29 protein-coding genes and 4 pseudogenes are annotated in these 26,934 nt (G+C 70.9%); 16 read left to right on the plus strand and 17 right to left on the minus strand.

Annotation, left to right across the window (positions count from 1 at the left end):
• Window positions 1–702: 702 nt before the first annotated feature.
• Together J7E94_RS16190 and J7E94_RS16195 are read right to left on the minus strand one after the other, a co-directional pair.
• Window positions 703–1,407, minus strand: coding sequence for a DUF6766 family protein (locus J7E94_RS16190; RefSeq protein WP_215016104.1), 705 nt, complete (start codon window positions 1,405–1,407; stop codon window positions 703–705).
• 82 nt (window positions 1,408–1,489) lie between these two features.
• Window positions 1,490–1,894: a hypothetical protein gene (locus J7E94_RS16195; protein ID WP_308345133.1), complete on the minus strand. Its 405-nt coding sequence runs from the start codon at window positions 1,892–1,894 to the stop codon at window positions 1,490–1,492.
• Between the two features lie 322 nt (window positions 1,895–2,216).
• Here J7E94_RS16195 and J7E94_RS16200 point away from each other — a divergent pair, with 322 nt between their 5' ends.
• Together J7E94_RS16200 and J7E94_RS16205 are read left to right on the plus strand one after the other, a co-directional pair.
• Complete coding sequence (locus J7E94_RS16200; RefSeq protein WP_215016105.1) at window positions 2,217–2,441, plus strand: hypothetical protein; 225 nt, start codon at window positions 2,217–2,219, stop codon at window positions 2,439–2,441.
• Between the two features lie 19 nt (window positions 2,442–2,460).
• Window positions 2,461–2,724, plus strand: a complete 264-nt coding sequence (locus tag J7E94_RS16205) for a hypothetical protein (RefSeq protein WP_215016106.1) — start codon at window positions 2,461–2,463, stop codon at window positions 2,722–2,724.
• A 170-nt stretch (window positions 2,725–2,894) separates the two neighbouring features.
• On the opposite strand, the gene thpD is transcribed toward J7E94_RS16205, so the two are convergent.
• The 6 genes and pseudogenes from thpD to J7E94_RS16235 all read right to left on the minus strand — a co-directional run bounded on the left by thpD (window position 2,895) and on the right by J7E94_RS16235 (window position 7,510).
• The gene (gene thpD / locus J7E94_RS16210) at window positions 2,895–3,794 is read right to left on the minus strand and encodes an ectoine hydroxylase (protein ID WP_215016107.1); all 900 of its coding nucleotides are present in this window, start codon (window positions 3,792–3,794) and stop codon (window positions 2,895–2,897) included.
• Window positions 3,795–3,824: 30 nt separating this feature from the next.
• Window positions 3,825–4,229 carry an ectoine synthase gene (locus J7E94_RS16215; protein ID WP_215016108.1) on the minus strand — a complete coding sequence of 135 codons (405 nt, stop codon included), beginning with the start codon at window positions 4,227–4,229 and terminating at the stop codon, window positions 3,825–3,827.
• 62 nt (window positions 4,230–4,291) lie between these two features.
• Window positions 4,292–4,690 (minus strand): annotated as a pseudogene (locus J7E94_RS16220) (aminotransferase class III-fold pyridoxal phosphate-dependent enzyme); the annotation flags it as partial.
• A 225-nt stretch (window positions 4,691–4,915) separates the two neighbouring features.
• The gene (locus tag J7E94_RS16225; protein WP_215016110.1) at window positions 4,916–5,065 is read right to left on the minus strand and encodes a hypothetical protein; all 150 of its coding nucleotides are present in this window, start codon (window positions 5,063–5,065) and stop codon (window positions 4,916–4,918) included.
• A 401-nt stretch (window positions 5,066–5,466) separates the two neighbouring features.
• A complete protein-coding gene (locus J7E94_RS16230) occupies window positions 5,467–6,582 on the minus strand; it encodes a glutamate--cysteine ligase (protein ID WP_215016111.1) in 1,116 nt (371 codons plus the stop codon).
• A gap of 109 nt (window positions 6,583–6,691) precedes the next feature.
• Window positions 6,692–7,510 (minus strand): SDR family oxidoreductase, encoded by an 819-nt coding sequence (locus J7E94_RS16235; protein WP_215016112.1) that lies wholly within the window; start codon window positions 7,508–7,510, stop codon window positions 6,692–6,694.
• 157 nt (window positions 7,511–7,667) lie between these two features.
• On the opposite strand from J7E94_RS16235, the gene J7E94_RS16240 reads away from it, so the two are divergent.
• Window positions 7,668–7,976, plus strand: a complete 309-nt coding sequence (locus J7E94_RS16240; RefSeq protein WP_215016113.1) for a hypothetical protein — start codon at window positions 7,668–7,670, stop codon at window positions 7,974–7,976.
• Between the two features lie 34 nt (window positions 7,977–8,010).
• Here the strand turns inward: J7E94_RS16240 and J7E94_RS16245 are convergent, their stop codons facing one another.
• Both J7E94_RS16245 and J7E94_RS16250 read right to left on the minus strand, forming a co-directional pair.
• On the minus strand, window positions 8,011–8,463 hold the full coding sequence (locus tag J7E94_RS16245) for a DUF6098 family protein (protein WP_215016114.1): 453 nt from the start codon (window positions 8,461–8,463) through the stop codon (window positions 8,011–8,013).
• Between the two features lie 114 nt (window positions 8,464–8,577).
• Window positions 8,578–9,258, minus strand: a complete 681-nt coding sequence (locus tag J7E94_RS16250) for a YqjF family protein (RefSeq protein WP_215016116.1) — start codon at window positions 9,256–9,258, stop codon at window positions 8,578–8,580.
• A gap of 159 nt (window positions 9,259–9,417) precedes the next feature.
• On the opposite strand from J7E94_RS16250, the pseudogene J7E94_RS16255 reads away from it, so the two are divergent.
• From J7E94_RS16255 to J7E94_RS16280, 6 genes and pseudogenes are all read left to right on the plus strand, one after another.
• Window positions 9,418–9,567 (plus strand): annotated as a pseudogene (locus J7E94_RS16255) (molybdopterin dinucleotide binding domain-containing protein); the annotation flags it as partial.
• Window positions 9,566–9,766, plus strand: a pseudogene (locus tag J7E94_RS16260) (hypothetical protein); the annotation flags it as partial. The pseudogenes J7E94_RS16255 and J7E94_RS16260, both read left to right, overlap by 2 nt.
• Window positions 9,767–9,877: 111 nt before the next feature.
• Entirely contained in the window at window positions 9,878–10,873 is a 996-nt protein-coding gene (locus J7E94_RS16265) for an SDR family oxidoreductase (RefSeq protein ID WP_215016117.1), read from the plus strand.
• 68 nt (window positions 10,874–10,941) lie between these two features.
• Entirely contained in the window at window positions 10,942–11,397 is a 456-nt protein-coding gene (locus tag J7E94_RS16270; RefSeq protein ID WP_215016118.1) for an SRPBCC family protein, read from the plus strand.
• On the plus strand, window positions 11,384–12,988 hold the full coding sequence (locus tag J7E94_RS16275; protein ID WP_215016119.1) for an NAD(P)/FAD-dependent oxidoreductase: 1,605 nt from the start codon (window positions 11,384–11,386) through the stop codon (window positions 12,986–12,988). Before J7E94_RS16270 ends, J7E94_RS16275 begins: the two co-directional genes overlap by 14 nt.
• Before the next feature lie 136 nt (window positions 12,989–13,124).
• On the plus strand, window positions 13,125–13,268 hold the full coding sequence (locus J7E94_RS16280) for a hypothetical protein (protein WP_215016120.1): 144 nt from the start codon (window positions 13,125–13,127) through the stop codon (window positions 13,266–13,268).
• 155 nt (window positions 13,269–13,423) lie between these two features.
• Here J7E94_RS16280 and J7E94_RS16285 read toward each other — a convergent pair.
• From J7E94_RS16285 to J7E94_RS16305, 5 genes and pseudogenes are all read right to left on the minus strand, one after another.
• Window positions 13,424–13,588: pseudogene (locus tag J7E94_RS16285) on the minus strand (hemerythrin domain-containing protein); the annotation flags it as partial.
• A 527-nt stretch (window positions 13,589–14,115) separates the two neighbouring features.
• Complete coding sequence (locus tag J7E94_RS16290) at window positions 14,116–14,940, minus strand: alpha/beta fold hydrolase (protein WP_215016121.1); 825 nt, start codon at window positions 14,938–14,940, stop codon at window positions 14,116–14,118.
• 4 nt (window positions 14,941–14,944) lie between these two features.
• The gene (locus J7E94_RS16295) at window positions 14,945–15,421 is read right to left on the minus strand and encodes a hypothetical protein (RefSeq protein WP_308345136.1); all 477 of its coding nucleotides are present in this window, start codon (window positions 15,419–15,421) and stop codon (window positions 14,945–14,947) included.
• Window positions 15,422–15,664: 243 nt separating this feature from the next.
• Complete coding sequence (locus J7E94_RS16300) at window positions 15,665–16,348, minus strand: phosphatase PAP2 family protein (RefSeq protein WP_215016125.1); 684 nt, start codon at window positions 16,346–16,348, stop codon at window positions 15,665–15,667.
• A gap of 226 nt (window positions 16,349–16,574) precedes the next feature.
• Entirely contained in the window at window positions 16,575–17,276 is a 702-nt protein-coding gene (locus J7E94_RS16305; protein WP_215016127.1) for a substrate-binding domain-containing protein, read from the minus strand.
• A gap of 243 nt (window positions 17,277–17,519) precedes the next feature.
• Between J7E94_RS16305 and J7E94_RS16310 the strand changes: the two genes are divergently transcribed.
• From J7E94_RS16310 to J7E94_RS16340, 7 genes are all read left to right on the plus strand, one after another.
• On the plus strand, window positions 17,520–18,287 hold the full coding sequence (locus J7E94_RS16310; protein WP_215016128.1) for an IclR family transcriptional regulator: 768 nt from the start codon (window positions 17,520–17,522) through the stop codon (window positions 18,285–18,287).
• 104 nt (window positions 18,288–18,391) lie between these two features.
• Complete coding sequence (locus J7E94_RS16315) at window positions 18,392–19,603, plus strand: 4-hydroxybenzoate 3-monooxygenase (RefSeq protein WP_215016129.1); 1,212 nt, start codon at window positions 18,392–18,394, stop codon at window positions 19,601–19,603.
• Window positions 19,604–19,627: 24 nt separating this feature from the next.
• Window positions 19,628–20,653: an amidohydrolase family protein gene (locus J7E94_RS16320; RefSeq protein ID WP_215016130.1), complete on the plus strand. Its 1,026-nt coding sequence runs from the start codon at window positions 19,628–19,630 to the stop codon at window positions 20,651–20,653.
• Between the two features lie 17 nt (window positions 20,654–20,670).
• The gene (gene ligK / locus J7E94_RS16325) at window positions 20,671–21,360 is read left to right on the plus strand and encodes a 4-carboxy-4-hydroxy-2-oxoadipate aldolase/oxaloacetate decarboxylase (RefSeq protein ID WP_215016131.1); all 690 of its coding nucleotides are present in this window, start codon (window positions 20,671–20,673) and stop codon (window positions 21,358–21,360) included.
• 2 nt (window positions 21,361–21,362) lie between these two features.
• Window positions 21,363–22,283, plus strand: a complete 921-nt coding sequence (locus J7E94_RS16330; protein WP_215016132.1) for an amidohydrolase family protein — start codon at window positions 21,363–21,365, stop codon at window positions 22,281–22,283.
• 24 nt (window positions 22,284–22,307) lie between these two features.
• Window positions 22,308–23,618 (plus strand): protocatechuate 4,5-dioxygenase subunit alpha, encoded by a 1,311-nt coding sequence (gene ligA, locus J7E94_RS16335; protein ID WP_215016134.1) that lies wholly within the window; start codon window positions 22,308–22,310, stop codon window positions 23,616–23,618.
• A gap of 1 nt (window position 23,619) precedes the next feature.
• Window positions 23,620–24,594: a Gfo/Idh/MocA family oxidoreductase gene (locus tag J7E94_RS16340; RefSeq protein WP_215016137.1), complete on the plus strand. Its 975-nt coding sequence runs from the start codon at window positions 23,620–23,622 to the stop codon at window positions 24,592–24,594.
• A gap of 227 nt (window positions 24,595–24,821) precedes the next feature.
• On the opposite strand, the gene J7E94_RS16345 is transcribed toward J7E94_RS16340, so the two are convergent.
• Together J7E94_RS16345 and J7E94_RS16350 are read right to left on the minus strand one after the other, a co-directional pair.
• Entirely contained in the window at window positions 24,822–25,280 is a 459-nt protein-coding gene (locus J7E94_RS16345) for a MaoC family dehydratase (protein WP_215016139.1), read from the minus strand.
• A 68-nt stretch (window positions 25,281–25,348) separates the two neighbouring features.
• On the minus strand, window positions 25,349–26,896 hold the full coding sequence (locus J7E94_RS16350) for a long-chain fatty acid--CoA ligase (RefSeq protein ID WP_215016141.1): 1,548 nt from the start codon (window positions 26,894–26,896) through the stop codon (window positions 25,349–25,351).
• Window positions 26,897–26,934 lie beyond the last annotated feature (38 nt).

Here is a 26,934-nt window from a genome sequence, read left to right on the forward strand (position 1 = left end):
AAGGCTTCGCCCACTGCTCCGTTCCCCGATCCGGGGCACGGGCTTCAGGGCGCTGCGGAAGGGCCAGGCCATGCGCTTCGACAGCACGGCCGGCCCCAAAGGTCCGCAGGCGGCGGACATCACGCCGAACGGCGATGTCCCCCGGACGGCGGCACGGCGGCACGGCGGCACGGCGGCACACGGAACGGCGTCAGACGCGGGGCAAGCGGCCGGCGCCAGTCCGGGCCAGACGGCGTGAGCGGTGCTGACGATGCGCACGGAGCCCGGCCCGCTGCTGGGCTGCCGCCGACGCACCTGACGTCACGGGTGGTCAGGACGCTGTTCAGGCGGCGTGGGGCCACCCGTCTGTGACCGCTCGTCCTTGCTGCCGCTGCCGCCCGATTTCTGGGGCGTCTTCGGCTGGGCGGCCTTGAGGTGCCTGCTTTCCTGCGGCGTCGCAGCGCCTTTTCCGCTGCGCCGCGCTTCCGGTTGCTGAGCGTCACCCATCGTCTCGTTCCCCTTCGCGTCAGCCTTTTCGTCACCGGGGTTCAGCGGCCCAGGCGGCCGGCAAGGAGACCCGCCGCCACCTGCGTCCAGGCCCCGGACCCCATCCATGGTGGGCGGCTACCCGCGTTCCCGCACGTCACTCCTTTACGGGGTGTGCCGCCGCTCGATGGATCCAGCTGTTGCGCCGCCTGCGCCGATCCCGTGGGCCGACTCGAGTCACCCCTCGACACCGGTCGAGGTGTGAGCGGCGCCGACAGGCTTGGACTCCGGCGAGCCCCGCTGGCGCAGGTAGACGGAGAGGATCACCATCGCGGCCACCGCGAGGAGCTCGGACTGCCAGTTCTGCAATGTACGGTTCCAGAAATCGGGCAGGGCAAGGTAGTCGCCCCATCCGACGGGGGCCTGGAGCTGTCGCAGCTGCCGCTCGTTGTAGGCCGCCACGCCCGCCACCGATTGGGCGAGCCAGGAGATGACGAACAGGCAGCCCATGACGAGGCCCAGCGAGCGTGAGTACAGCCGTTGCCGCCAGTCCTCGGTGCCTGCCCAGCGGGGCGAGTCGCTCCGGGCGTGCTCGCCGAGGCGCTGCTCCCGGTCCGACTCCGTACCGGCCTTGTGGAGCTCCTTCGATTCGGGAGATCCCCGCTGGACGAGCCAGACGGTGCCGAAGATGAAGAGGAAGAACTGCAGGAACTCCGACTGCCAGTTCTCGGTGACGTCCACGGCGAAGTCGGAGGTGGTCATGTACTGGCCCAGGCTGATCTGCTGGAGCCCGTCGACGGTGAGCTGCTCGTTGAACTCGGCGTGTCCGGCGAGCGCCTGCCCGAGCAGGACCAGCAGGAACGCCGTTCCGAACGCCAGGGTGAGGCTGTTGTCGCGCCAGAACCGGCCGCGCCGTCGGTCCCCGTGTTGCTCGTCGCTCATCGGTGCATCGCCCCGATCGCGATGAAGTACCCGAGCCCGCCCACCACCACGACGAGGCAGGTCACGAACAGGAAGCGCATCCTCAGCCGCCCTTCAGCACGCACTGGTAGGGCCGTTCCCCCTGCGGGGTGCAGCCGGCCGCCACGACCTTCCACCCGTCACTGAACTGCGACAGGAACAACGTGTCACCCTCGAGGCGCAGCATGGCCTGCCGCCCGTACACCTCGGTGGCCACCACCGACGCCGCCTTGGGAAGCTGCTCTGCGCCCAGCACCTGGGCGCACGCCTTCCGCTCGTCCTGCTCCAGCTGCTCCAGGGTTTCGGGGGCCAGCAGCCGACAGGCCGCCTCGTTGTCCCCGGCGGCCAGAGCCTGCTCGAACCCCTCCCCCGCAGCCCGCGCCCCGTCCACCCGGGCCGCGGGCGCCCCGCACCCGGCGACCAGCACACCGACGGCAGCGGCGCCCAGGGCGGCACGCACGGCACGCACAGCTCGCATCCTTGCCGGTCTCACGGGCGACGCCTCACTCCGGACATTACGATCACGCGTGTTCTCCCAGGTCCGGCTCTGTCACAACACCATGTCCTCCTATGCCCCCTGTCGGCGCCCTGATCCCCGTCGGCCTTCACCGACCACCCGACCGGCCCACGCCACAGGCCCGGACAGGCCCGGGCGGGGAGCGAAGCCGTCGCTCGTACCCGGCGAGGAAGATCAGCATGGCGGTGCGAGGACCACGGCAGCCGTGATCAGGATGAGGGTCCCCGGGTGCGACATGCTGACTTGGTAGCACGCTGGGTGACGGTACGGCCGTATGGTCCGGGTGGCCGCCGGGCTCGCCGCCGACCTGTTGCGTCGCCGGAACGCGGTCTACCGTCGTCTGTACGACGAAGACCTGTTGCGTCGCCGGAACGCGGTCTACCGTCGTCTGTACGACGAAGAGAACCTCGACGCCGACGGTGGCGGCACCCGGACCTCCACCAGCGCACCCCCGCGGTCGCGGCCGCCACGGCGCCCCGGCGCCACGGCCGCGACCTGACCGAGAGCCGGAGGCCGCAGTGGCGATCACCCTCCTCAGCATCGCCATCGTCATCGCGGCCCTGGTGATCAAAACGGCTGTTGCCGAGATCCGCGTGCCGGGAAGCGGGCGACGTCAGTGGGCCTCCCTGACCGACCGGCGTGCCGTGGCCACCGGAGCCGCGGTCGGCTTGGCGCTCGGTCTGCTGGGCTGGGCCGCCGCCGGGCCCGCCGCAGCCGCTTGGGCGGTGCTCGCGGGCCTGCTGGTCGCCTTCGTCACCGGCTCCGGGGACACCGACGCCTGACGCCGGCAGGTCAGGCGCTGCCGGCGGACTACGACGCCGACGTGGAGGGCGCTGACGGTGACGGACGGCGGCCGACGTGACCGCGGGCGGACGACCCGCAGGACGCGCAGGCGCGAGCGGCCGCGCGCTCCGGCGGAGGCGCGGCCGCGGTTCATGCCGTCGTGGAGGCGTCAGCGCACCGGAGTGAAGTCCCTCGCGGCGATGAACTCGGGACGGCGCAGCGGGGCGGCGAAGGGCTCCTCCGCCACGTTGTCCACGCTGTTGAACACGAAGAAGACATTGCTGCGCGGGTACGGCGTGATGTTGTCCCCCGATCCGTGCATCGCGTTGCAGTCGAACCAGGTCGCCGAGCCCGCCCGGCCGGTGAAGAGCCGGATCCCGCAGGCGTCCGCGAACTTCGAGAGGGCCTCGTTCGAGGGCGTGCCCGCGTCCTGCATCTGCAGGGACCTCTTGTAGTTGTCCTCGGGTGTGGCGCCGGCACAGCCCAGGAAGATCCGGTGCGAGCCCGGCATGATCATGAGGCCGCCGTTGGTGGGATGGTTCGGCGTCAGTGCGATGGACACCGAAACGGTCCGCATGCGCGGAAGTCCGTCCTCGGCGTGCCAGGTCTCGAAGTCGGAGTGCCAGTAGAAGCCCCGCGCTCCGAAGCCGGGCTTCACGTTGATCCGGGACTGGTGCACGTAGACGTCCGAGCCGAGGATCTGCCGCGCCGTTCCGACCACGCGCGGGTCGGCGGCGAGGCGCGCGAACACCTCGCTGACCCGGTGCACTTCGAAGACGGAGCGTACTTCCCGGGACGCGGGCTCGACGCTCGACCGTTCGTCCCCGCGCATCGCGGGATCGCTGACGAGGCGGTCGAGTTCGCCGCGGTAGACATCCACCTCCTCAGGGGTGATGAGCTGTTCGACGGGGAGGAATCCCTGTTGCTCGAAGCTCTCCAGCTCGTGTCCCCACAGTGGCCCAGGGGTTCCGGGGTCGGACCATACGACGGGGTCCTTGCGGCCGATCAGCACCTCCTCGGGGCCCCGGGTCGGGTAGACGTCCGCAGTGCGCACGGGTGTGGTGGTCATGATGGTGCCTGCCTCTCCTCTCGTCATCCGTCAGGCGTCGTCCGGCTCGGTGAGCAGCGGATAGACGCCGTTCTCGTCGTGGTCCTCACGCCCGGTGACGGGCGGGTTGAAGACGCACAGGCAGCGGAAGTCGCTCCTGACACGCAGGGTGTGGCGCTCGTGGCCGTCGAGCAGATACATGGTTCCGGGCGTGATGAGGTGCCTGTCGCCCGTTTCCTCGTCGGTGAGTTCGGCCTCGCCGTCCAGGCACACGACGGCCTCGACGTGGTTCGCGTACCACATCGACGTTTCGGTACCGGCGTAGAGCACGGTTTCGTGCAGGGAGAAGCCGACGCGTTCGCGCGCGAGGACGATGCGCTTGCTCTCCCAGGTTCCCGACGCGGCCTTCACGTGCCGCTCGGTCCCCTCGATGTCCTTGAAGGAACGGACAATCACTCTGGATCTGCCTTTCTTCGGCGTGCGGCGCGCGGCCCAGGGCCCGCGGCGTGCGTCCGCGCTCAGCCGGCCTCGCGGACGGACCGCGTCAGAATCTCCAGGCCCTCTTCCAGCTCGGCCGGAGAAATGGTGAGCGACGGCAACAGCTTGACCACCTCGTCCGCGGGGCCGGAGGTTTCGATCAGGAGGCCGTTCTCGAAGGCCCGGCGGCAGACGGCGGCCGCTCGCTCCTTGTCCTGGAATTCGAGGCCCCAGACCAAGCCGCGGCCCCGGTAGCTCGTGCCCGGACCCAGGTCGTCCGAGCAGAGTTCGCGCAGCGTCCGCTCGATCCGGCCGCCCTGAATGAGGGTCCGCTCGCGCAGGACGCCGTCACGCCAGTACGTTTCCAAGGCGGCGGTGGCCGTCACGAAGGCGGGGTTGTTGCCGCGGAAGGTGCCGTTGTGCTCGCCGGGCTCCCAGATCCATGCAATCGTTACTGTTTCGTCAGCGGGGAGACGGTTTACGTCCGCGAAGGCCGGACAAGGCCACCGAGCACCATGGCGGCCCCGGCCGGCGCTCTTGCCGCTCGCAGGCCTCATGCCGTGGCCGCGGCCCTGAGGGCCGGGGAGACGCGGATCCGCGTCAGCCGGGTCCGGGACGATGCCGTTGGTGGCTGACGCGGCTCGAGGTGGCCTGAAGAGGGCGTTTCACCCCTCAGGCCAGTCCGGCGAACTGGGCATGGAACTGTGGTGCTCCACCGGATCGTCAGTGCCCCAGCGCACCCACAACCAGAAGGCCAGCGCACCCATGGCGAACAGGGCGACGGGGATGACGACGGCAAGTATCCAGTCGAGCATGGGGCCTCCCGGGACTCTCGGCGATCGCCACCCTCCGCCACAACAATCTGAAGCGGTCTCGAGCAGACCATACGACCGCTGCCGTCGCCCCTTTCGATGAATTCAAGACATTCATCGGGGCTTGCCCTTGCCTGGCTCGCCCGCCCGAACCACGGGGTCGGTCACCAGAATGCCCTTCACCGCGCGCTAGTGCTCCACTCCAGCCCCGACGCCGGCCAGCGCGGACACCGACACGAGCGGCACTGGACCTGTCGCTTCTTCGGCTGCGCCGCGCTGAGGGTCGTACAGTCTGGTGATCCGGTAGTCGCCGTGGGCGCCGCTCCCGCAGGAACAGCGCTCCACTCTGCCGAGTCAGCGACGCGACGCGCTCAGGGCCGGGCCCCGCGCGAACGACGTCCGTGTCAGCCCTCGTTGGTCATCCGTGCGCACTCGCTCACCACACGGGCGAGGCTGGCTTCGCTCCGAAAAAGTTGCCGCTGAACGCGGGCGCCGTTCCCGCGCTCGTGGAGGTGTGCGATGCCTTGGCGGACCCGCTCGTCGTCGCCGTGGTCCGCCAAGGCCTCGCGCACGTGCTGGTACAGGGCCTCGACGGCGTGGGCGGCGGAGGTCTCCCGCATCGTCTCGGGGTGCAGCAGGGGGCCGTCCAGTCCCGAGCGGCCGGCCCGCCACGAGGCGAGTCGCAACAGGCCCGTGCTGATCCTGGCCGGTGGCTCGCCGTCGCGCCAGGCGCGGGCGGCGGTCTCCACAAGGCCGCGGATCAGGGCGGCCAGCAGGACGGGGGTCGTCGGGTGCAGGCACACGTCCGCGACCCTCACCTCGACCGTGGGATACGTGGCCGACAGGCGCGCGTCAAAATAGATCATGCCCTCGTCCCGCAGCACCCCGGTCCCGATCATGGTTCGGACGTGCTCGTGGTAGTGGTCGGCAGAGCCGAAGACCTCCATCGGACCCGCCGAGGGCCACCGGTTCCACACCCGGCTGCGGTAGCTCCCGTACCCGGTGTCCTCACCCTGCCAGTACGGCGAATTCGCGCTCATCGCCGTCAGGACGGCCAGCCAGGGGCGGATCCGGTCCAGGACGGCGACGCCTTCCTCGTCGGAAGCCACCGATACGTGGACATGTGTGCCACATGTCAGCTGCTCCTGGGCCGTCAGCCCGAACTGCTCCCCCAACCACTGGTAGCGCTTGCCGGCGTTCAGCGAGGGCTTCACCGGCAGCGGCGACGTCGCGACGGCCGCCACCACCGCGCCGGCGTTCGCCGCGTAGCGGCCCGCCTCGCCGCGGATTCGGGTGATCTCGGCCTGGAGCTCGCCCATCTCGGTCACGGGCTTCGTGGCGAACTCCAACTGCTCCTTCTGCAGCTCCTTTTCGAACTCGTGCGGCTTCCCTCTCCCGTGCCCCGACTCCTGCCACGCCAGGCGTTCCGCGGCTGCCAGAACAGCCCCTGAGACGGCGAGGGGCGTTCCGCTGCGTGCGTCCACCAACAGCAATTCTTCTTCCACACCTACGCTGCGCATGTCACCCCTGGAGATCGGCCCGCCAAGTTCACTTGCGCCTGCCCTTCCCGGCCTCGACCATGCGGAGCTGCCACCCGCTCACCCCGTCCTCCCGTCCGGAACAGGCAGGTCATCCTTCTCCGGCGGCCCGGGCACCACCGGATCCGGGTTCTGCCATCCTCCGGTGGACCTGAGCCTTGGCCTTGTCCGGCAGTACCTTGTTGGCCAGGCCTTGGACCTTCGTCTTCAGGGAGCCGGCGACGATCTTGCCCTTGCCCGCGAAGAGGGCGTCCAGCCCCTGCCGGGCCACCTCGGCGGGGTCGTCCTTCTTCTGCCGGCCGACCTTGGTGTCGTCCATGGCGGCGCGATGGAAGAAGTCGGTGTCCGTCGGGCCGGGCATCAGCGCCGTGATGGACACGCCCGTGTCCCTCAGCTCGTTCTGCACCGCATGAGCGAAGGACTGCAGGAACGACTTCGACGCGTTGTAGACGGCCTGGAAGGAACCAGGCATGGTCGACGCGATCGAGGACGTCACGAGTACGTAGCCCTCCCCGTCGGACGCCATGTCCCGCAGGACGCGTTTGGCCAGGTGCACCGTGGAGCGGACATTGAGATCGATGATCTCCAGCTCGTCCGCGAGATCCGTGTCGACGAACGGCCCGCCCTGCCCGACGCCCGCGTTCAACACCGCTACCGCCACTGGCCTGGCCGTCGCGGTGACGGCTTCGTAGAAGCGTTCCGTATCGTCATAGCCGCGCAGGTCGGCCGGCAGGGTCTGCACCGCCACCCCGGTCGTCTGCTCGATCTGCTGCGCCGCCGCCCGCAGACGGCCATGGTCCTTCGCGTTGATCACGAGGTCGAACCCGCGCTCAGCGAGCTGTCTGGCCAGTTCGAATCCGATGCCGCTCGACGCTCCGGTCACCACGGCGAGGGGTCTGGTGTCAGTCATGCCGGGCGTCTACCCCTCGTCCCGACGGGAAACAAGCCGATGCCGTCGCAGTCGACACGGGGTCGGGCTGCGCGCGCGGCATCTCCGGGTGGCTACCCAGGCGTAATCCCCCTCGTCCCTGGGCAGGCGCCGCGTGACGAGGTGGCAGGAGGACGCCATGACAGACGGCGGATCGCATGTCGAAGACCCTGGGACCGCAGACGGGCCACGCCTCACCACGGTCACAACGGATCATGTCCGGGCCCTTCTCGACTCCTCCGGTGAGGAGCGGGTCCTCATCGTCATCCGGGGTCAGGTGGAAGTCGTGGACGTCGCCAAGCTGCAGGAGCCCGAGTACTCAGGCGCCCTGCACGTCGCCTCCTCGCGGGACCTGGACGCGATGGCGGCCCTCAGCCCGCCGCACAAAGCCCACCCTGACGTGCTGGCCTCGGTCCTGCAGGCCGCGGTGAACCAGCTCGGCGCCTGACACACCCCGGCTTTCTGCGAAGTCGCGGTGTCCGTCAGTGGCGGTTGAGCGGCCCCCATGCTCCTTGCTGCTGTTCGATCTCTTCTTCCGCTTCGGTGATGACTTCCCGGTCGACCCAGCCGATGGGCTGCACGTCCCGTACGAGGGGTTCGTTGTCGGGCCCCCGGCCGGCCTCCGTGCCGTGCAGCAGCCACGGCCGCACCCGTCGGTCTTTGACGTGGGGCAAGTGCGAGTAGTCGTAGAGGCGGCGCGCGGCCCACGTGCGGAGCGGCCGCTCACCCCACCAGTCTTCTATGTCCAGGGGGTTCGCGGACAGACCGGGCAGCTCGACACCGGTGAGTGCGTCCCGGCTCGACGGCTCGGGCAGGTCGGCCTCCGGACCCATCGACCAGCGTACGTACAGGCCGTGCCAACTGGCGAGCAGGTCCGCCAGCTCGTCCAACGACCCGATGATCGTCATCTGTTTCCAGGCGTGGGCCCCGTTCATGGTGGGCGGCTACCCGCCTTCCCGCGTGCCACGCCTTCGCGGTGGCGCGAGAGGCGCCGCGCCCAGGTCGGGCGGCAGCGGGCAGCACCAGCCGGCCCCGGCACCACGGCCTTCTCAGCCAGGCCGGGGGAAACCGAGGCGTACGGGGCCCACACCGGGCGAGGTGTGGACGAGGGGGGATGCGGCCGGTTCGGGCAGCCCGGCCGCGGCCAACAGGGACTGCTCCAAGCGCCTGAGCGTTCCGCGGAAGAGGGGCCAGGGCTCGTGGGACGCCGGGATCCGCCAGAGCAAGCCGGCCGACGCCGCGTACACGTGGAAGCGGTTGGTCAGCCAGGAGTCCAGGCCGTGCGGCGCGTCGATGCGGTCGTCCGTGCGGACCACCAGCTCATAACCGGGCCCCCGGCATCCCCGGCGGCCCGCGTAGTGGCAGGTGCGGCCCTGGCACTGCACGGTCAGACGTCCCAAGGAATACGGGATTCCCAGCAGGCGCGCGGCCGGCATGGCCGGATGGGTGACGTCGAGGGAGAAGAACCACACGCCGCTCGGCCCGCCCTTGCGCCGCACATAGGTGCGCAGGTTGGTCTCGGGGAAGGTCGACCCGGGCAACGGCACTCCCAGGACCCGCGTGGAAGCCATGACGAAGGGGGTCAGGCTGACCCAGCCCTGCCCTTCGAACACGTCGACTTCCAAGGGGGGCGGGAGCAAGCGCTGCAGGACCGCCGGCGGATAGGGCCAGTGCACGAACGCCTGCCGCCTCCAGTGCACCGACACCAGGGGGACCCGCACTTCGTCCATCGTGACCTCCCTGGAGGCGCCGGATCAGCCGCTGGTGGGTAGGAGGGGGGGCGCCCGTGTGCTGCACCTGCCCGTCGCACCGCGGAGGATGCCTTGGGCACGTCGAGGTCAACGGGAGGGAGGGGCTGCCTCGGCCTGCCTGACAAGGGCCGAGTAGCCGAGGACACCAGCGAGGAGTACCCCCTCCAGCTGACCACCGGCCGCACCCTCTACCACTTCCACACCCGGACGAAAACGGGGCGGGTCCCCCAGCTCGACGCGGCGGCCCCCGACGTGTGGGCCGAGCTGAGCCCGGCCGAGGCGGCCGCGCAGGACATCCATGGCCGCCGCCGGGAACTCCCTGTACTGGGAGATGCTCGCCCAAGCGGCCCAGGCGGCCCGCGACGACCGGCTGCTGGCCGTGTCGTCCGCCTGTCACCCGCAGACGCTGCGGCAGATGCGCTGGACGAACACCATGATCAAAGTCCTGTCGCCGCACATCCTCACCAGCCTGTCAAGTCGGCAGTAGGCGCCGCGAGCGAGCGGGTCATGGCCCAGCACGACGCGATGTTCGGCGGCCGGCGGTCAAGCGCGCACGGGGGCGCCGCATGAAATCCGCCATCCTGGTCAGACGCCCGGCGTGAAACTGAAGAACCGAGTCGTCGTCATCACGGGCGCCTCCAGCGGCATCGGCCGGGCCACCGCCCTGGCCTGTGCGCGCCGCGGAGCCGACGTCGTCCTCGCCGCCCGCAGCGCGCTCGTACTCGAAGACGTCGCGGCACAGTGCCGGCGCCGCGGCGCCCGGGCCGTGGCCGTCCCGACCGACGTGACCGACGCCGGGTCCGTGAACGCCCTCGCCGCGGCGGCCACCGACCGCTTCGGCAGGATCGACGTCTGGGTGAACACGGCCGGGGTGGGGATGCTGGGCCGGTTCGACGAGATGCCGCCCGCGGAGCTGCGCCGGCTCCTGGACGTCAACGTCGTCGGCGCCGTCCACGGGGCGCGTGCCGCCGTGCCCGTCATGGGCCGGCAGGGGGAGGGCATCGTCATCGACGTGGCCTCCATGCTCGGCGGCGTCGTCGAGGCCCCGTACCTCTCCGGCTATGCGATGTCCAAGGCCGCCCTGGTCACGTTCGGCGATGTACTGCGCCTGGAGCTGGCCCTCGGCGGGCCGCGCGGCGTCAGCGTGTGCACCGTGCTCCCCGTGGGGGTCGACACGCCCTTCTTCCGGCACGCGGCCAACCACACCGGCCGCGATGTCCGGGCCCTGCCCCCCGTAGCGACACCGGAGCGCGTGGCACGCGCCGTCACCGCCGTCATACGCCGCCCCCGCGCCCGCAGGCTCGTCGGACCCTACGCCCACACTCTGGCGGCGGCCCACGCACTGACCCCCGGACTCACCCGCCTCGCGCTCGGCCGGCGCACCGACCGCCGCTACCTGGGCCCCCGCGGCAGCGCACCGGCCACGCAGGGCATCCTGCACACACCGTCCGGACCCCACGCCGCCGTACGCGGCGGCCTCGGCAGCGGCTGGCGCACGGCCGCCCGCAGGACCGGGGCGGCAGCGGCGGCGGTCGTCTTGACGACCGCCGGGCGCGCCGCGCTGCGCACGGGTAAGCCGCACCGCCTTGGGTAGGCGCCGGCCATCGACGGCGGCAACCCGGCCGCACCGACACAGCCGTACACAGCCTCACGGAGGACCACATGGCAGTGATGCACCGGCTCGTCCACCGGCCGCCGTCCGACGTATGGGACGTCCTGAGCGACGGTGACCGGTATGCCGCCTGGGTCGTCGGCACGCACGACTCCTGGGAGAAGGACCCACAGTGGCCCCGCGAGGGCGCCGCCTTGGGCTACCGGCTGAAGCTCGGCCCCTGGTCGTACGAGGGCACCACCGTCGTGCGCATCTGCGAGCCGCAGCGCCGCCTGGAGCTGGAGGCGATGGCGGGCAAGGCCGGCAGCGCCCGGATCGCCATCGAGCTGCGCCCGTGGGGCAAGGACACGCTGGTCGTCATCGACGAACACCCCCTGCGGGGCCGGAACGGCTCCGTGCACTCCGCGGCCATCGACGCCTTCGTCCACCTCCGCCACAGAGGTGTGCTCAGACGCCTCGCCCGAGTGGCCGAAAGCGAAGGACGCGGGTCCCGTGTCGACGCCTGACGCCGTGATCATCGGCTCGGGCCCGAACGGGCTGGTGGCCGCCAACGTACTGGCGGACGCGGGCTGGCGCGTCGTCGTCCTGGAAGCGCGGCCCGAGCCCGGCGGGGCCGTGCGCAGCGACCGCGGAGTCGACCCGGGTTACGTGCACGACGTGTTCAGCGCCTTCTACCCGCTGGCAGCCGCCTCGCCCGTCATCCGCGCCCTGCACCTCGAGGAGGAGGGACTGCGCTGGAGCCGGGCTCCCGCCGTCGTCGCCCATCCCCTCGAGGACGGGCGCTGTGCGGTCCTGTGCGACGACGTACGCGACACGGCCGCCTCGCTCGACGCCTTCGCGCCGGGCGACGGGGCCGCGTGGGAGCGCCTCCACACCCTCTGGCGGCGCCTCGGCGACGACCTGCTCGGCTGTCTGTTCACGCCCTTCCCGCCCGTCCGGGCCGGCCTGCGCCTCGGGGTACGGCTGGGGCCGGCAGAGGGCCTGCGGGTGGCGCGTTCGATGCTGCTGCCCGCCCGCAGGCTCGGCGAGGAGGAATTCTCCGGCGTAGGGGGGCAGCTCCTCATCGCCGGCAACGCGCTCCACGCGGACCTCGGCCCGGATTCGGCGCTCGGCGGCGGCTTCGGATGGCTGATGTGCATGCTGGGGCAGACGTACGGCTTCCCCGTGCCCGTCGGTGGCGCCCAGGCGCTCACCACGGCGCTCGTCCGCCGGTTCCAAGCGCGCGGCGGCACCGTCCGCTGCGGCAGTGCCGTCACCCAGGTCGTGGTCCGGGGCGGAAGGGCCGTGGCGGTCCGCACCGAGGACGGCGGGGAGGTCCCCGCCGGGCGGGCCGTGCTCGCCGACGTACCGGCTCCGCTGCTGTACGAGCGCCTCGTCGGGGAGGAGCACCTGCCCGAGCGGTTGCGCTCCGACCTGCGGCGCTTCCACTGGGACTTCAGTACGGTGAAGGTGGACTGGGCCCTGTCCCGGCCGATCCCCTGGCGGGCCGAGGGCGCGCGGCTCGCCGGAACGGTGCACCTCGCCGAGGGAATGGACGAGCTGACCTGCTTCGCGGCCGACATCGCGATGAAACGCGTACCGCGGGTGCCCTTCCTCGTACTCGGCCAGATGACCACGGCGGACCCCAGCCGCTCACCGACCGGCACCGAATCCGCGTGGGCCTACACGCACGTTCCGCAGACGATCTCCGGCGACGCGGCCGGGGGCGGCGCCGACGCCATCACGGGGCGTTGGGACGAACGCGAGAAGGACGCGATGGCCGCCCGCGTGGAGGCGCAGGTCGAGCGCTACGCGCCCGGTTTCCGCGCGGCGATCCGGTCCCGTCGCGTCCTCGCGCCGCCCGATCTCGAGCGGCTGAACCCCGCCCTTGTCGGTGGCGCGGTGAACCAGGGCACCACCAACCTCCACCAGCAGCTCCTCTTCCGGCCCGTCCCGGGCACCGGCCGGCCCGGCACACCGATCCGCGGTCTCTACCTCGCCTCGGCGACCGCCCACCCGGGCGGCGGCGTCCACGGCGCACCGGGCGCCAACGCGGCCCGTACGGTCCTGCGTTCGTCACCGGGCCTGGGCCGCCTGCGCCGACGCGGGCGCAGCTGAAGGCGGGTGTTCCCCCTTGGCTTGGTGCCGCCGTTCACCCTTGCGACGTCTGACCAGGACCCGCTGCTCGAGCGGTCCCGTGGCACGGGGCGGAGGCGTGCGTGATGACGGCCAACGGGACAGATGACCCCGGGCAGTGGTGGTCGACGACCAGCTCTGGACGCCACGTGTGTGGGAGGACGTCCGCGCGCACTACAACTGGGGCCCGCCGGTGCCGCCGTCCTTCATCCACCCCGGGGACCTCGCCGCGCTGATGGCCGACGCGCACGACGCAAGCTGACCGGAGGGCGAGACAGCCCTGCGAACCGACAAGGACACGGGCACGGGCACGGGCCAACAGTGCGGACAACTGGCTTCACCTCGCGCTCGGCGCCGGCATGATCGCCCTGGGCATCGCGCTGGGCCGGGGTACGCCGTCCATCCGGCGATAACGGGTCAGGACTCCATGCCCCGGCCGGCCAGCGCGTCGGGCACCCGGTCCACCATGCCGACGCCCGGCGCGAGCGGCTTGTTGGCCGGCGGCCGGTCCGGAGCGGCAGGGTGCGGCCGGGTCGGCGCCGTTTTCTTCGCCTGGCGCACTTTGTCGCCGAGAGAGGCGAGCATCCCAGTGACGGCCGATCCGGGAGGGAATGTCCGTGGCATCAGGGGGTAGGCGCATAGGCCGGCTCCATCAGGCAGGCAGGCAGGCAGGGACCAGGTTCGTTCGGTTTGCGTCTCCCGTCGGCAGACGGTTCGCCCCCTTCACCCTCGCGAAGGACAGGCCCCAGGGCCGAACGATCGAGGGAAAGGACATGGGACATGGGTTGGGCAACGTGGACGACTGCTGCAGTTCCCGTCGGACCGGACGGCGTACGCACCGAGGAGGCCGGGGTCCTCACGGGCGAAGTCGACGTACAGACGAACTGGAGATCCGGCCAGGTGAGGATCAGCGTCCGGCCCACCGGCGCAGCGCAGTGGCTGACCCTTGGGGGGGCTTCCGCGTTCTGCCCGACCGGCTACCGCAGCCGTCTGCTGCACGAGGCGACCGTCAGAGCCCTCCGCGCTGACGCGGCTGACGCGGCTGACGCGGCTGACCCGGGGGAAACGCCACTGCCCACGCGGGCAGCCGCCTGAACGGCGTCCGCTGTTCACCTCCCGGGGCGCGAAGGTCCCGTCAGGAACTCCGCTATGCGCTCTCCCCAGGTCCCCACTTCGGCGCGCGTCCGTGCCACGCGCAGCTGCGCGTCAGGCAGGCAGCCGGCGAGGATGTCCGCCGTCGCCCGCGGGTGGCCCGGGTCATCCGCCCAGGCCAGGATCAAGGCCGGGTGGCGCAGCCCGGCGATGGCGGCCGGCTCCGGCAGATCGGCCAGCGCGAGGCCGCGCAGTACGGAGGGCAGGACCCGCTCCTCCGGTGTCGGCGGGAGCTCGGGCACGTCCGCTACGACCGCGGGGCGGGGCCGGCTGTTCTTGGCGGCCTGCCAGGCCTCCACCCCCTCCCGTTCGACGGTGTCGGCGGCCGACCGGTTGGCCCGCGCGTAGGCCTCGCGGGTCGCCCACGCCGTGGGCGGGATGAGCAGGATCAGCCGGGAGAACCGGTCGGGTGCGCGGACGGCGGCGTGCAGGAGGGTGCCGCAGCCCATGGAGGCGCCGATGCCGTCGACGGGCTCCGCGGCCCCCAGATGGCCGAGCAGGGCCAGCAGGTCGTCGGCGAGGGACGCGTAGGTGTAGTCGGTGGCGACGGGCTCGCCGGTGGACCGGCCGTGGGCGCGAGCGTCGTAGCGGACCAGGCGCCGCCCGGCGTCCAGCACGGGCGTCCAGACGAAGAGGCCCATCCGGTCCTCGTTGGCCTGGCTCGCGAACCCGCCGTGGGCGTACACGGCGAGCGGCCCGTGACCGGCGTCGTCGTACACGAGCTCGGCTCCACGGTGGCGGAAGCGGCCTTCCGTGACGTGATGTACTCCCATGGTGCTCATCGCCTCACGCCGTTCCCGGACCTGCGCGTTCGACGGTGGAGAGGACCCGTACCAGTGCCGGCGTCGTGGGGGCCGATCCGAACCCGAAGCGCACCGGCGGGACGACCGGAGCGAGAGGGCCGAGGTCGGTTCCGTCGAAGGATGCGTCGGCGGCGATGATCGGCCACAGGTCGCCGACCGCGTACCACTGGCGCCATCCGGGGCGCGAGCTGCCCCGGGTCCGTACGCCGGCCATCAGGCGGGCAGGGACGTCGGTCACGGCCGCCCACAGCGGCCGTCGGGCGAGCTGTCGCGGGACGGACCGCAGCGCGAGGCCGAGGGCCCCGCGACAGCCGACCGTGAAGCACAGGGCAAGGGGCCCCGCCGCGACGTCCCACACCCTGTCGCGCCTGCGCACGCTCACCGGGCCCGTCCGGACCTCGTCGAAGTGATAGATGCCCGCGATGTACTGCGCGGTCCGGGAGGTGGGTGCCAGCAGCACGCGCCAACCGTCAGCGCGTTCCAGCATCACGTCACTGAACGGCCCGAAGGGCGAGTGGGGCCAGTGACCGACGACCACGCGCGTGCCGGACCCCGTCCCGGCGGCCGCGATCCAGCCATCGAAGCTCAGCCGTTCACATGCCACTCCACTCGGGTACCCCTTGCCGGGGCGGCGTATGCAGGGGGCGGCGGCCAAGGCTTCAGGACCCGACGCGGACGAGAGCCCGGACCAGACGGTCCGCGACTACGTTGCTGCGCACCCTGAGGAAATCCGGCCGAGGCGTGGGTTGAGGAGACGTGTGGTGTGCCGGGCGAGGCGGGCGCCGGTGAAGCCGATGACGGCGCCGACCACCACGTCGCTGGGGTAGTGGGCTCCGCTGTGGATCCGCTCGAGGGCTATGGCAGCGGTCAGGGCCGCGCAAGGGACGCCGGCCACAGGCCACACAGCCGCCACGGAGGTGGTGAAGGCGACCGCGGCCGCGGTGTGTCCGGAGGGGAAGGAGGAGCTGTCCGGCCGATCTTCGACCTGGTCGTTCGGGATGAGGTGCTTGGGCGGGCGGCGCCGATCCCACAGGTACTTTGCCGCGCCGCCGATGGCCTGCCCGGTCCACATCCCCGCCAGGCCCGAGCCGGCGGTGCGTCGCCCGCGACGACCGCCCGCGACGGCCAGGAAGGCGGCGGCGGCCAGCCACAGCTTGGTGTGCTCGGCCGACTCCTCGACCGCCGGCAGCACCTTGCTCGCCCAGAGTCCCTTCCAGGACGCCGCCGAGCGTGTCAGTGCCCGGTCGAGCCCCAGGAAGCGGCGGGCCGCCGCCGGCCGGTCCGGCGGGTTGCCCTCTACGTCGCTGCCGGGGCCGGCCGCCGATGGCGTGGCTTGCTTGGCATCGGGAACGTGGCCCCGTGCATTCGGTACTCGACTGCGGTCCATGCCAAGCGCCTGTCCCTTCACCCTGCGCGCCAAACCGGCCGACCGGCCTTGCGCCGTTCCACCGGGGCTCGGTGAGGGCGGCGCGGGAGAACCCCGCCAAGGCGGACACGCACGGTAAGGGGGACGCCACGACTCGTGCGTCATCGCCGAACACCGGCACCCCCCGTACTGCCCCGAGCCACGCCGGCTCTGCCGCAACACATCTGCGAGTCAAAGGCGTTCTTTGTCAGCCCCGCTCCCCGACGGCCCGCATGCCCCTGGCGCGGGTGGCCTTCGATGCTGCATCGGAACCGAGAATGTCAAGAACTTCCGAGGCGCGATGTGGCTGGTGAGATGCAGTCAGTACGCCCCCGCTGAACGTCGAGCTGATCGCGGTATCGCCCGGCAGCGGGCCGATGATGACGATTCCTGGCAGTCCCATCAGTTCGCTGTGCTGTTGAAAGGCGAGGTCGGCTTCGGCGGATGCGAGCAAGCTGCCGACGGGCACCCCCGGTGGTGCTTGGACAAGCCGGTTTCCGAGCGTGTCGGCGAGATCCAGCCGGGTGATCAGATCGACGAGGGCCGTACCGCTGGGGCCGGTGGAGTAGGCGACTCTCTTCGCAGCAAGAAGCACGGCTCGCAGGTCACACTCCGAGCGGAGAGCTGGAACCGGTGATCCTTCCGGCACCGCCGCAACAACCTGGGAGATCCATAGCGGGCGCACCGTTCCTGCCAGGAGGTGTCCCTCGTGTTCCAGTGTGGTCAATGCGCCATCGGCGAGCACGAGCAAGTCGGCCTCAGCGCCTTCGCGCACCCGCCGTGCGATCTCGACCCCGCCGGCGGACTCGAACCGCACCGGAATCCCGCGATCGAGTCCGATGTGCTCGCAAAGGTCAGCCAGAATCAGCCGCGTCGCCATCGAGGACAGCCCACAGAGCTCTCGGTCCACGTCGCCTCCTAGTCCCGGACTTCGCAGGTCACCCGATCGTGAAGATCAACCGGTCGCGATCGGTCGCCATCGGATAGTTGACGCCGTGCGGTCTGTCACGGCTGGGCCAACGCGGCCGAGATCGGCCAACGATCTTGAGTTGAGGCGTTCCTAACGGGTGACCTGCGAAGTACGGGCCTAGTGTCCGGCCGATGCTACGACGCCCGAACGGGCAGCTCAACGCCCGTCTGCAAGACTGACCGCGTGAGCACAACCCAGATCACGGCGGCTGGAAAAGTTCTCAAGGTCCTCTCGACCTTCGATCGCGAGCGCCCGTCGCAAACACTGTCGGAGATCGCTCAGCGCACGGGCCTGGCCCTGAGTACCACGCACCGAGTGGTCACAGAGCTGGCGGGATGGGGAGCGCTTGAGCGCGAGGAGGACGGGTCGTGGCATGTCGGGCTGAGGCTCTGGGAGATCGCCTCGGGATGCCCGCGCACTCAGATCCTGCGCGATGTGGCTCTGCCGTTCATGCAGGACCTCTACGAGGCGACTCACGAGAACATCCAACTCGCGGTGCGCGAGGGCACGGAGCTTGTCTTCGTCGAGCGGATCGCGGGACATCGGTCGGTGGAACTGGTGACGATGGTGGGGGCCCGGTTTCCGATCGGCTCCACCGGGATGGGCCGAGTACTGCTGGCGCACGCGCCCCGGGACATCCAGGAGGAGGTTCTCGAAGCGCCGCTGCGAGCCTGGACCCCGCACACCGTCACCAACCCGAAGACGCTGCGCGCGCAGTTGGACCGCATCCGCCGCGAGCAGGTCTTCGTCAGCGACCGGCAGCTGTCGGAAAGCACGGTCGCGGTGGCCGCACCTGTGCGGATCGGCCGGACCGGGCCGGTCAGCGCCGCACTGGGGATCGTCATAGCGGCCCATGGCGCGGCCCGGGCGCAAGGGCTGCGTGAGCCGCTCCTGAGAGCCGCGTACGAGGTGTCCGACGAGCTCGGCCGGCGCGCCCACAGGACGGACTGACATCGGACAAGGCTTCCGCCTGACGGAAACGCCGGCGACTGGCCGCGGTTCCGGGTGCCAGCGTTCGGGGTGTTCGAGTCGCTCCCCGTCGCTCAGGAGATGCCATGGCCGCTGCCGTCATCGACACCGTTGCCTCGGTTCCCGTTGCCATCGTCGGTGCCGGCCCGGCCGGCCTGATGCTGGCGCACCTCCTCGGGCGCGCAGGGGTCGAGACGATCGTCATCGACACCCGCTCCCGGCGCGAGATCGAGACGACGCAGCGGGCCGGCATCCTCGAGGCCGACACGGCCAGGGACCTGGTCGAGACCGGCGTCTCCGACCGGATCCTGCGCGAGGGCCACGAGCACGAGGGCACCGAGCTCCGGTTCGGCGGCCGGCCGCACCGCATCCACTTCAAGGAGCTGGTGGGCGAGTCGGTGTGGCTCTACCCGCAGACCGACGTGTTCATCGACCTGGCCGATGCCCGCCATCGCGACGGCGGCACGGTCCACTTCGACATCCAGGACACCGAGGTCCTCGGCATCACGACCGACGCCCCCCGGGTCCGCTACACCGCGCCCGACGGGACCCGTCACGAGATCCGCGCGCGGTACGTGGTCGGTGCGGACGGGTCGCGCAGCATGTGCCGCGACCTGGTGCCCGAGGACCGGCGGGTGCGCTACGGCAAGGAGTACCCCTTCGCGTGGTTCGGCATCATGGCCGAGGCACCGATGAGCGCGCCCGAGCTCGTCTACGCCCACTCCGAGCACGGGTTCGCGCTGATCAGCCGGCGCACCGAGACCGTGCAGCGGATGTACTTCCAGTGCGGCTCCGACGAGTCCGTCGACGCCTGGCCGGACGACCGCATCTGGGAGACGCTCCAGGCCCGGGTGGCCGGCCAGGACGGCTTCCGGCTCAAGGAGGGGCCGATCCTCGAGAAGACGGTGCTGCGGTTCCGCTCGTTCGTACAGGAGCCGATGCGCTGGGGCTCGATGGCACTCGCGGGCGACGCCGCGCACACCGTGCCGCCGACCGGTGCCCGCGGGCTCAACCTTGCGCTGCACGACGTCAAGGTACTCGCCGGCGTCCTGCTGCGGGCGCTCGGAAGCGAGGGCGAGGCGGCGTTGGACGAATACCAGCCGCGCGCTCTGCAGCGGGTCTGGCGGGCGCAGAACTTCTCCTACTGGATGACTCAGCTCCTGCACACTGCGCCCGGCGGCACGTCGTTCGACCTGCAGCGTCAGCTCGGCGAGCTCGACAACGTGGTGGGCACGCGCGCCGGGCGCACCTACCTCGCCGAGCAGTACACCGGCTGGCCCACCCGTCCGCAGAACTGACCCGGACGAGCACGAGGAGAACCCATGATCATCGATTGTCACGGTCACTTCACCACCGCGCCGCCGCAGCTGGCGCGGTGGCGGGACAGGCAGGTGGCGGCGGCCGGCGTACCCGAGGACGCGCCCGATCCCGACGAACTGGTCATCACCGACGACGACCTGCGTCAGGCGGTCGAGGGCAATCAGCTGCGGCTCATGGACGAACGCGGCTGCGACCTGACGGTCTTCTCCCCGCGGGCCAGCTTCATGGCCCACCACATCGGCGACTTCCAGGTCTCCTCCATATGGGCGCGGATATGCAACGACCTGGTCCACCGCGTCAGCACGCTCTACCCCGACCGCTTCGCGATGGGCGCGATGCTGCCGCAGTCGCCGGGCGTCGACCCCGCGACCTGTCTGCCCGAGCTGCGCCGCGCGGTCGAGGAACTCGGCGCGGTGACCATCAACCTCAACCCCGATCCGTCGGGCGGCAGGTGGACCGCGCCGCCGCTGACCGACCGCAGCTGGTACCCGGTCTACGAGGCGATGGCCGAGTACGACATCCCCGCCATGATCCACGTCAGCACGTCATGCAACCCGGCCTTCCACACCACCGGCGCCCACTACCTCAACGCCGACACCACGGCGTTCATGCAGTTGGTCCAGGGTGACCTGTTCGCCGACTTCCCGACGCTGCGGTTCGTGATCCCGCACGGCGGCGGCGCGGTGCCCTACCACTGGGGCCGGTTCCGCGGACTGGCGATGGCCCTGGGCAGACCGGACCCGGAGACGCTTCTGGACAACGTCTTCTTCGACACCTGCGTCTACCACCAGCCCGGCATCGACCTGCTCACCCGCGTGATCCCCAGCCGGTCCGTCCTGTTCGCCAGCGAGATGATCGGCGCGGTCCGCGACATCGACCCGCGCACCGGCCACCACTTCGACGACACGAAGCGGTACGTCGAGGCCACCGCGAACCTCTCCGACGAGCAGCGCACCGCCGTCTACTCCCGCAACGCCCTGCGCGTCTACCCCCGCCTCGCCGCCCGCCTCACCGCGGCCGGCCGCTGACCCCAGGAGAAGTACGCATGGAACACACCGAGATCGGCGTCGTTCACACATCGATCGACCGCGCCGACCCCGGGGCCGTCGCCGCGCTGTCGGCGTTCGGCGTCGCGACGATCCACGAGGCCATGGGCCGGGTGGGACTGATGCGCCCCTACCTGCGCCCCGTCTACCCCAAGGCCCGTCTGTGCGGCACCGCGGTGACCGTGCTGCTGCAGCCCGGCGACAACTGGATGCTCCACGTCGCCGCCGAGCAGATCCGGGAGGGCGACGTCGTGGTGGCGGCCTGCACGACCGAGAGCGAGGACGGCTTCTTCGGCGAGCTGCTCGCCACCTCGTTCCGCGCCCGGGGATGCAAGGGCCTGGTCATCGACGGCGGCGTGCGCGACGCGGTCGACCTGGAGGAGATGGACTTCCCGGTCTTCTCCCGGACGATCAACGCCAAGGGCACGGTCAAGGCCACCCTCGGCTCGGTCAACGTACCGGTGGTCTGCGCCAATGCCCTGGTCAGGCCCGGCGACGTCGTCGTGGCGGACAGCGACGGCGTCGTCGTGGTGCCGCGCGAGCGGGCCGTCGAGGTCGCCGCGGCGTCGGCCAGGCGCGAGGCAAAGGAGGAGGGCAAGCGCGCGCAGTTCCGCACGGGCGAACTCGGCCTGGACATGTACGACATGCGCGGCCCGCTGGCCGAGCTCGGACTGCGCTACGAGGACTGAGGATGACGACCACCTTCGACAAGACCCCCGGCTGGCTGGACTGGTACGCCGGCCCGAGCCGGCCGCGGTTCCAGGTGCCCGAGGGCGCCGTCGACGCGCACTGCCACGTCTTCGGCCCGGGCGCGGAGTTCCCGTACGCCCCCGAGCGGAAATACACCCCCTGTGACGCGTCCAAGGACCAGCTCTTCGCGCTGCGCGACCACCTGGGCTTGTCCCGCAACGTCGTGGTCCAGGCGACCTGCCACGGCTCCGACAACAGCGCCGTGATCGACGCCCTGCGGGCTTCGGGAGGCCTGGCCCGGGGCATCGCGACGGTACGGCCAGGCATCGCGGACGCGGATGTGCGCGAGCTGCACGAGGCCGGTGTACGCGGCGCGCGGTTCAACTTCGTCAAGCGGCTCGTCGACACGGCACCGCGGCAGGACCTGTGGGACGTAGTCGAGCGGATCGCGCCCTACGGCTGGCACGCCGTCGTCTACTTCGAGGCCTCCGACCTCGCCGGCCTGCGCGACTTCCTCCTCTCGATCCCGGTGCCGCTGGTCATCGACCACATGGGCCGGCCCGATGTCACCAAGGGCGCGCACGGCCCGGAGTTCGAGGCGTTCGTGGACTTCATGCGGGCGAGGCCGGACATCTGGTGCAAGGTGACCTGCCCGGAGCGGCTGTCGGTGAGCGGCCCGCCGGCCCTCGACGGCGAGCAGCAGGCCTACCGCGACGTCGTCCCGTTCGCCCGGCGCGTGGTCGAGGAGTTCCCCGACCGGGTGCTGTGGGGCACCGACTGGCCGCACCCGAACCTCGCCGCCCACATGCCCGACGACGGCCTGCTCATCGACTTCATCCCGCACATCGCACCGACCGCGCAGCTGCAGCGCAAGCTCCTCGTCGACAACCCGACGCGCCTGTACTGGTCGGACGCCCGCTGACCGCCCCACCATTGGAGTCCCACCATGTCACTGGACAAGACCTACAAACTGGTTCCGGGGACGACCATCTTCGACGCCGAACAGTCCGCCAAGGGGTACCACCTCAACCAGTTCTGCATGTCGCTGATGACGACGGAGAACCGCGAGCTCTACCTCGCCGACGAGCGCGCCTACCTGGACGCGTGGCCGCTGCGGGAGGAGCAGAGGCAGGCGCTGCTCGACCGCGACCTCAACGCCGCGGTGCTCGAGGGCGGCAACATCTACTTCCTCGCCAAGTGGGGAGCGACGCTGGGACTGTCCTTCCAGCAGATGGCGGGCTCGATGACCGGCATGACCGAGCAGGAGTACCGCGACATGATGGTCAGCGGCGGCCGCTCCGTCGAGGGCAACCGGATCGACCACGCCGTCCTCGAAGCGGCGTACTCCAACCCGGCACCGCCGGCCGAGCACGCCACGGTCACCGGCGCGGTCTTCACCTCGCACGTTCCGGCGATCGGCGCGGCGATGGACCACGACAAGACCGGCGAACCTTACTGGAGGCCTGTCTTCGAGGGTTATGAGTTCTCCAAGCAGTGGGAGAAGGAGAACCTCCCCGATGTGATCCTCCTGGTCTACAACGACCATGCCACCACGTTCGACCTGTCGCTGATCCCGACCTTCGTGCTCGGCACCGGCGCGGCCTACCCCACCGCCGACGAGGGCTACGGGCCCCGCCCGGTCCCCGGTATCGAGGGCGACCCCGACCTGGCCGCGCACATCGCGCACTCGCTCATCAGGGACGACTTCGACCTCACCCTCGTCAACGAGATGAGCGTCGACCACGGCCTGACCGTCCCGCTGTCGCTGATGTTCGGGGACGTCGAGAAGTGGCCGTGCAAGGTGATCCCGTTCCACGTCAACGTGGTGCAGTACCCCGTGCCCTCGGGCGCCCGGTGCTTCAAGCTCGGCCAGGCGCTGCGCAAGGCGATCGAGTCCTACGACAGGCCGCTGAAGGTCCAGGTGTGGGGCACCGGCGGCATGAGCCACCAGCTGCAGGGCCCGCGCGCCGGCCTCATCAACCGGGGATGGGACAACGCCTTCCTCGACAGGCTGATCGAGGACCCGGTCGGCCTGTCGCAGGTGCCGCACCTGGAATACGTCGAGGAAGCCGGCTCGGAAGGCATCGAGCTGGTCATGTGGCTGATCGCCCGCGGGGCGATGAGCGACCTCGACGGGTCCGGACGGATCGAGGTCAAGCACCGCTTCTACCATGTGCCGGCGTCCAACACCGCCGTCGGCCACCTGATCCTCGAAAACCACCCCCGGGCCCAGGAGCCCGCCGAAGGAGTGAAGTGACATGACGGACGACCGCACCCTCCGGATCGCCCTGGCCGGCGGCGGCGCCTTCGGCGCCAAGCACGCGGCCGCGCTCAGGCGGATCAAGGGCGTCGAGGTGGCCGCCGTCGTGAGCAGCACCCTCGAAAGCGCCCGGAAGTTCGCCGCGGACCAGGGCGTCGGCCGCGGCGTCGCGTCCCTCGACGAGGTGCTGGCGATGGACGACATCGACGCCGTCATCCTCGCCACCCCCACACCGATGCACGCCACGCAGACGCTGGCCTGTCTCGAAGCAGGCAAGCACGTCCAGGTCGAGATTCCCCTGGCCTCCTCCCTGACCGACGCCGAAACGTGCCTGGCGGCGCAGCAGCGCACCGGGCTGGTCGCCATGGTGGGGCACACCCGGCGCTTCAACCCCAGCCACCAGTGGGTGCGGCGGCAGATCCAGGCCGGGGACTACCGCATCCAGCAGATGGACGTGCAGACGTACTTCTTCCGCCGCACGAACCTCAACGCCCTCGGCGAGCCGCGCTCCTGGACCGACCACCTGTTGTGGCACCACGCAGCGCACACCGTCGACTTGTTCGCCTACCAGACCGGCTCGTCGATCGTGCAGGCCAACGCCGTCCAGGGCCCGATCCACCCCGAGCTGGGCATCGCGATGGACATGTCGGTCCAGCTGCGCACGGAGAACGGCGCCCTCTGCACCCTGTCGCTGTCGTTCAACAACGATGGGCCGCTCGGCACGTTCTTCCGCTACATCGGCGATACCGGCACCTACATCGCCCGCTACGACGACCTGGTCACCGGCAAGGACGAGCCGATCGACGTCAGCGGCGTCGACGTCTCGATGGACGGCATCGAACTGCAGGACCGCGAGTTCGTCGCCGCCATCCGCGAGGGCCGCGAGCCGAACGCGTCCATCGCCCAGGTGATGCCCTGCTACCGGACGCTGGCGGCCCTCGAGGAGCAGCTCGCCGCGGCCCCGGGCGCTTAGCAGGCCACCTCAGGCGGGCCCGGTCCGCGCGCCGCGCCGGATCGGGCCCTTCGCACAGGCCGCGGCGGCCCTCGTTGCGGTCGGCGCGGGCGAGGGCCGCTGGGTGGTGCCGATACCGAGGACGGGCACCCTCTTGGCGGGCGGGGTCATCGTTGCCCCGCCCGCGTCACGGCGCCCCGCCGCCTGCCTTCCGCACGTGCGGAAGGCAGTTCACGGCGCGGTGCTGGTCAGGCGTAGTGGCGGTAGACGGCCTGGGCGACACAGGCCGGCTTGTCGCTGCCGTCGACCTCGACGGTGAACGTCAGCGGCATCTGCACGCCGTTGCCCTTGACCTCCTCCACGGTGCCGACGACACCGTGGAGGCGGATCTTCGCGCCGGCGGGAACAGGACTGGGGAAACGGACCTTGTCCAGGCCGTAGTTGACGCTCATCTCGGTGCCGGTGATGGTGAGCAGTTCGCCGAAGAGCGGAATGATGAGGGAGAGGGTGAGGTAGCCGTGGGCGATGGGGCCGCCGAAGGGGCCGTCCTTGGCCTTCTCCGGGTCCGTGTGGATCCACTGGTGGTCGTCGGTGGCGTCGGCAAAGGTGTTCACCCGGTCCTGGGTGATCTCGAGCCATGCGGTGCGGCCGAGGTCTGCTCCGGTGAGGGCCTTGAGTCCGTCGAGGCCGTTGGCGATGGCAGGCATGGAAGATCCTTTCGATGGCACAGGCAACAGCGGGCGCTGCCAGTGGGAGGGCGTTGCCCGGACGTCTGTCACGGGTGGGCGCGCTCGGCGGGGCCGGTCGCGTAGGTGTCGCGCACGACGGGCTTGATGATCTTCCCGGAGGCCGTACGGGGCAGGGCTTTCGTGACGACGAGGGACTTGGGGATCTTGTACTTGGCGAGCCGGCCCTGCAGGTGGCCGAGGATGTCGTCCTCGTCGGCGCGGGCGTCGGGGCTGAGGACGACGACGGCGCGGCCGACCTCGCCCCAGACCGGGTCGGGCACGCCGATGACCGCGCATTCGACAACGGCGGGGTGGGTGAGGAGCACGTCCTCGACCTCGGCCGGGTAGACGTTCTCGCCGCCCGATACGAACATGTCCTTGACCCGGTCGACGATGTAGGCGTAGCCGTCGGCATCGGTCCGGGCGACGTCGCCGGTGCGCAGCCAGCGGCCGTAGGTGAAGGCGTCCTCGGTGTCCTCGGGCCGGCCCCAGTAGCCGGTCATGACGTTGGGGCCGTGGACGAGGATCTCGCCGCGCTCTCCGGGTCCGGCTTCACGGCCGTCGGGCAGCACGACACGCGTGTCGGTGAAGAAGTGCGGCACGCCGGCGGAGCCCGCCTTGTCCGAGGTCCGCTCCCTGTCCAGGTAGAGGACCCCGGGGGACGCCTCGGTCATGCCGTAGCCCTGGCTGAAGGCCAGGCCGCGGGCGAGGTACGTGGCGATGGTGTGCGCGGGGACGGGGGCGCCGCCGCAGTTGAGGGTGCGCAGGCTGGACAGGTCCGTCGTCTCCCAGCGAGGACGGGCGGCCATGGCGTCGTACATCGTGGGGACGCCGAACATGTACGTCACCCGCCGGCCCTCGATGGCCTCCAGGACGCGCTCGGCGTCGAAGGCGCCGAGCAGCACCACCCGGCCGCCCTTGAGCAGGGTGGGCAGGCAGGTCATGTTGAGCCCGGCGGTGTGGAACAGCGGTGCCACGACGAGGGTCACCTCGTCGCCGGCGAGGTCGGTGTCGACGAGGACGTTGACGCTGTTCCAGATGATGTTGGCGTGGGAGAGGACGGCGCCCTTGGGGCGGCCCGTGGTCCCGGAGGTGTACATGATCATGCACGGGTCCTCCGGCGCCACGGCCTCGTCCAGAGGTCCGGTCCCGGCCCCGGAGAGGAGTTCCTCGTAGCCGAGGGCACCGTCGTCGTCGGGCCCGGCGAGCGCGATCCGGTGCCGCACCCCGGCCGCGGCCGCCGCGGCAGGGGCCGCCTCGGCATGCTCGGACGCGTGGACGAGGACGGTGCTGCCCGAGTCGGACAGGTTGTACGCCAGTTCCGGCGCCGTGAGCCGGGTGTTGAGCGGGACGAAGACCGCCCCGAGCGTCCCGGCGGCGAACAGGGTCTCCAGGAACGCCGGATGGTTGGGGCCCAGGTAGGCAACGCGGTCACCGCGTCCCGTGCCCAGAGCGCGCAGGGCGTGGGCGAGGCGCAGGACGCGCTGGTGCAGTTCCCGGTAGGTCCAGCTGCGGTCCTCGTGGACGACGGCGATCCGGTCGGGCGTCTTGCGGGTCCGGCGCGCCGGCCAGGAGCCGAGGCCTTGGTTCAACACGAACGGCTCCTTCAGTCGGTCCTACGTTGTTGGCATGG

This window comes from Streptomyces sp. ISL-94, from assembly GCF_018614075.1.
GTDB lineage: Bacteria > Actinomycetota > Actinomycetes > Streptomycetales > Streptomycetaceae > Streptomyces.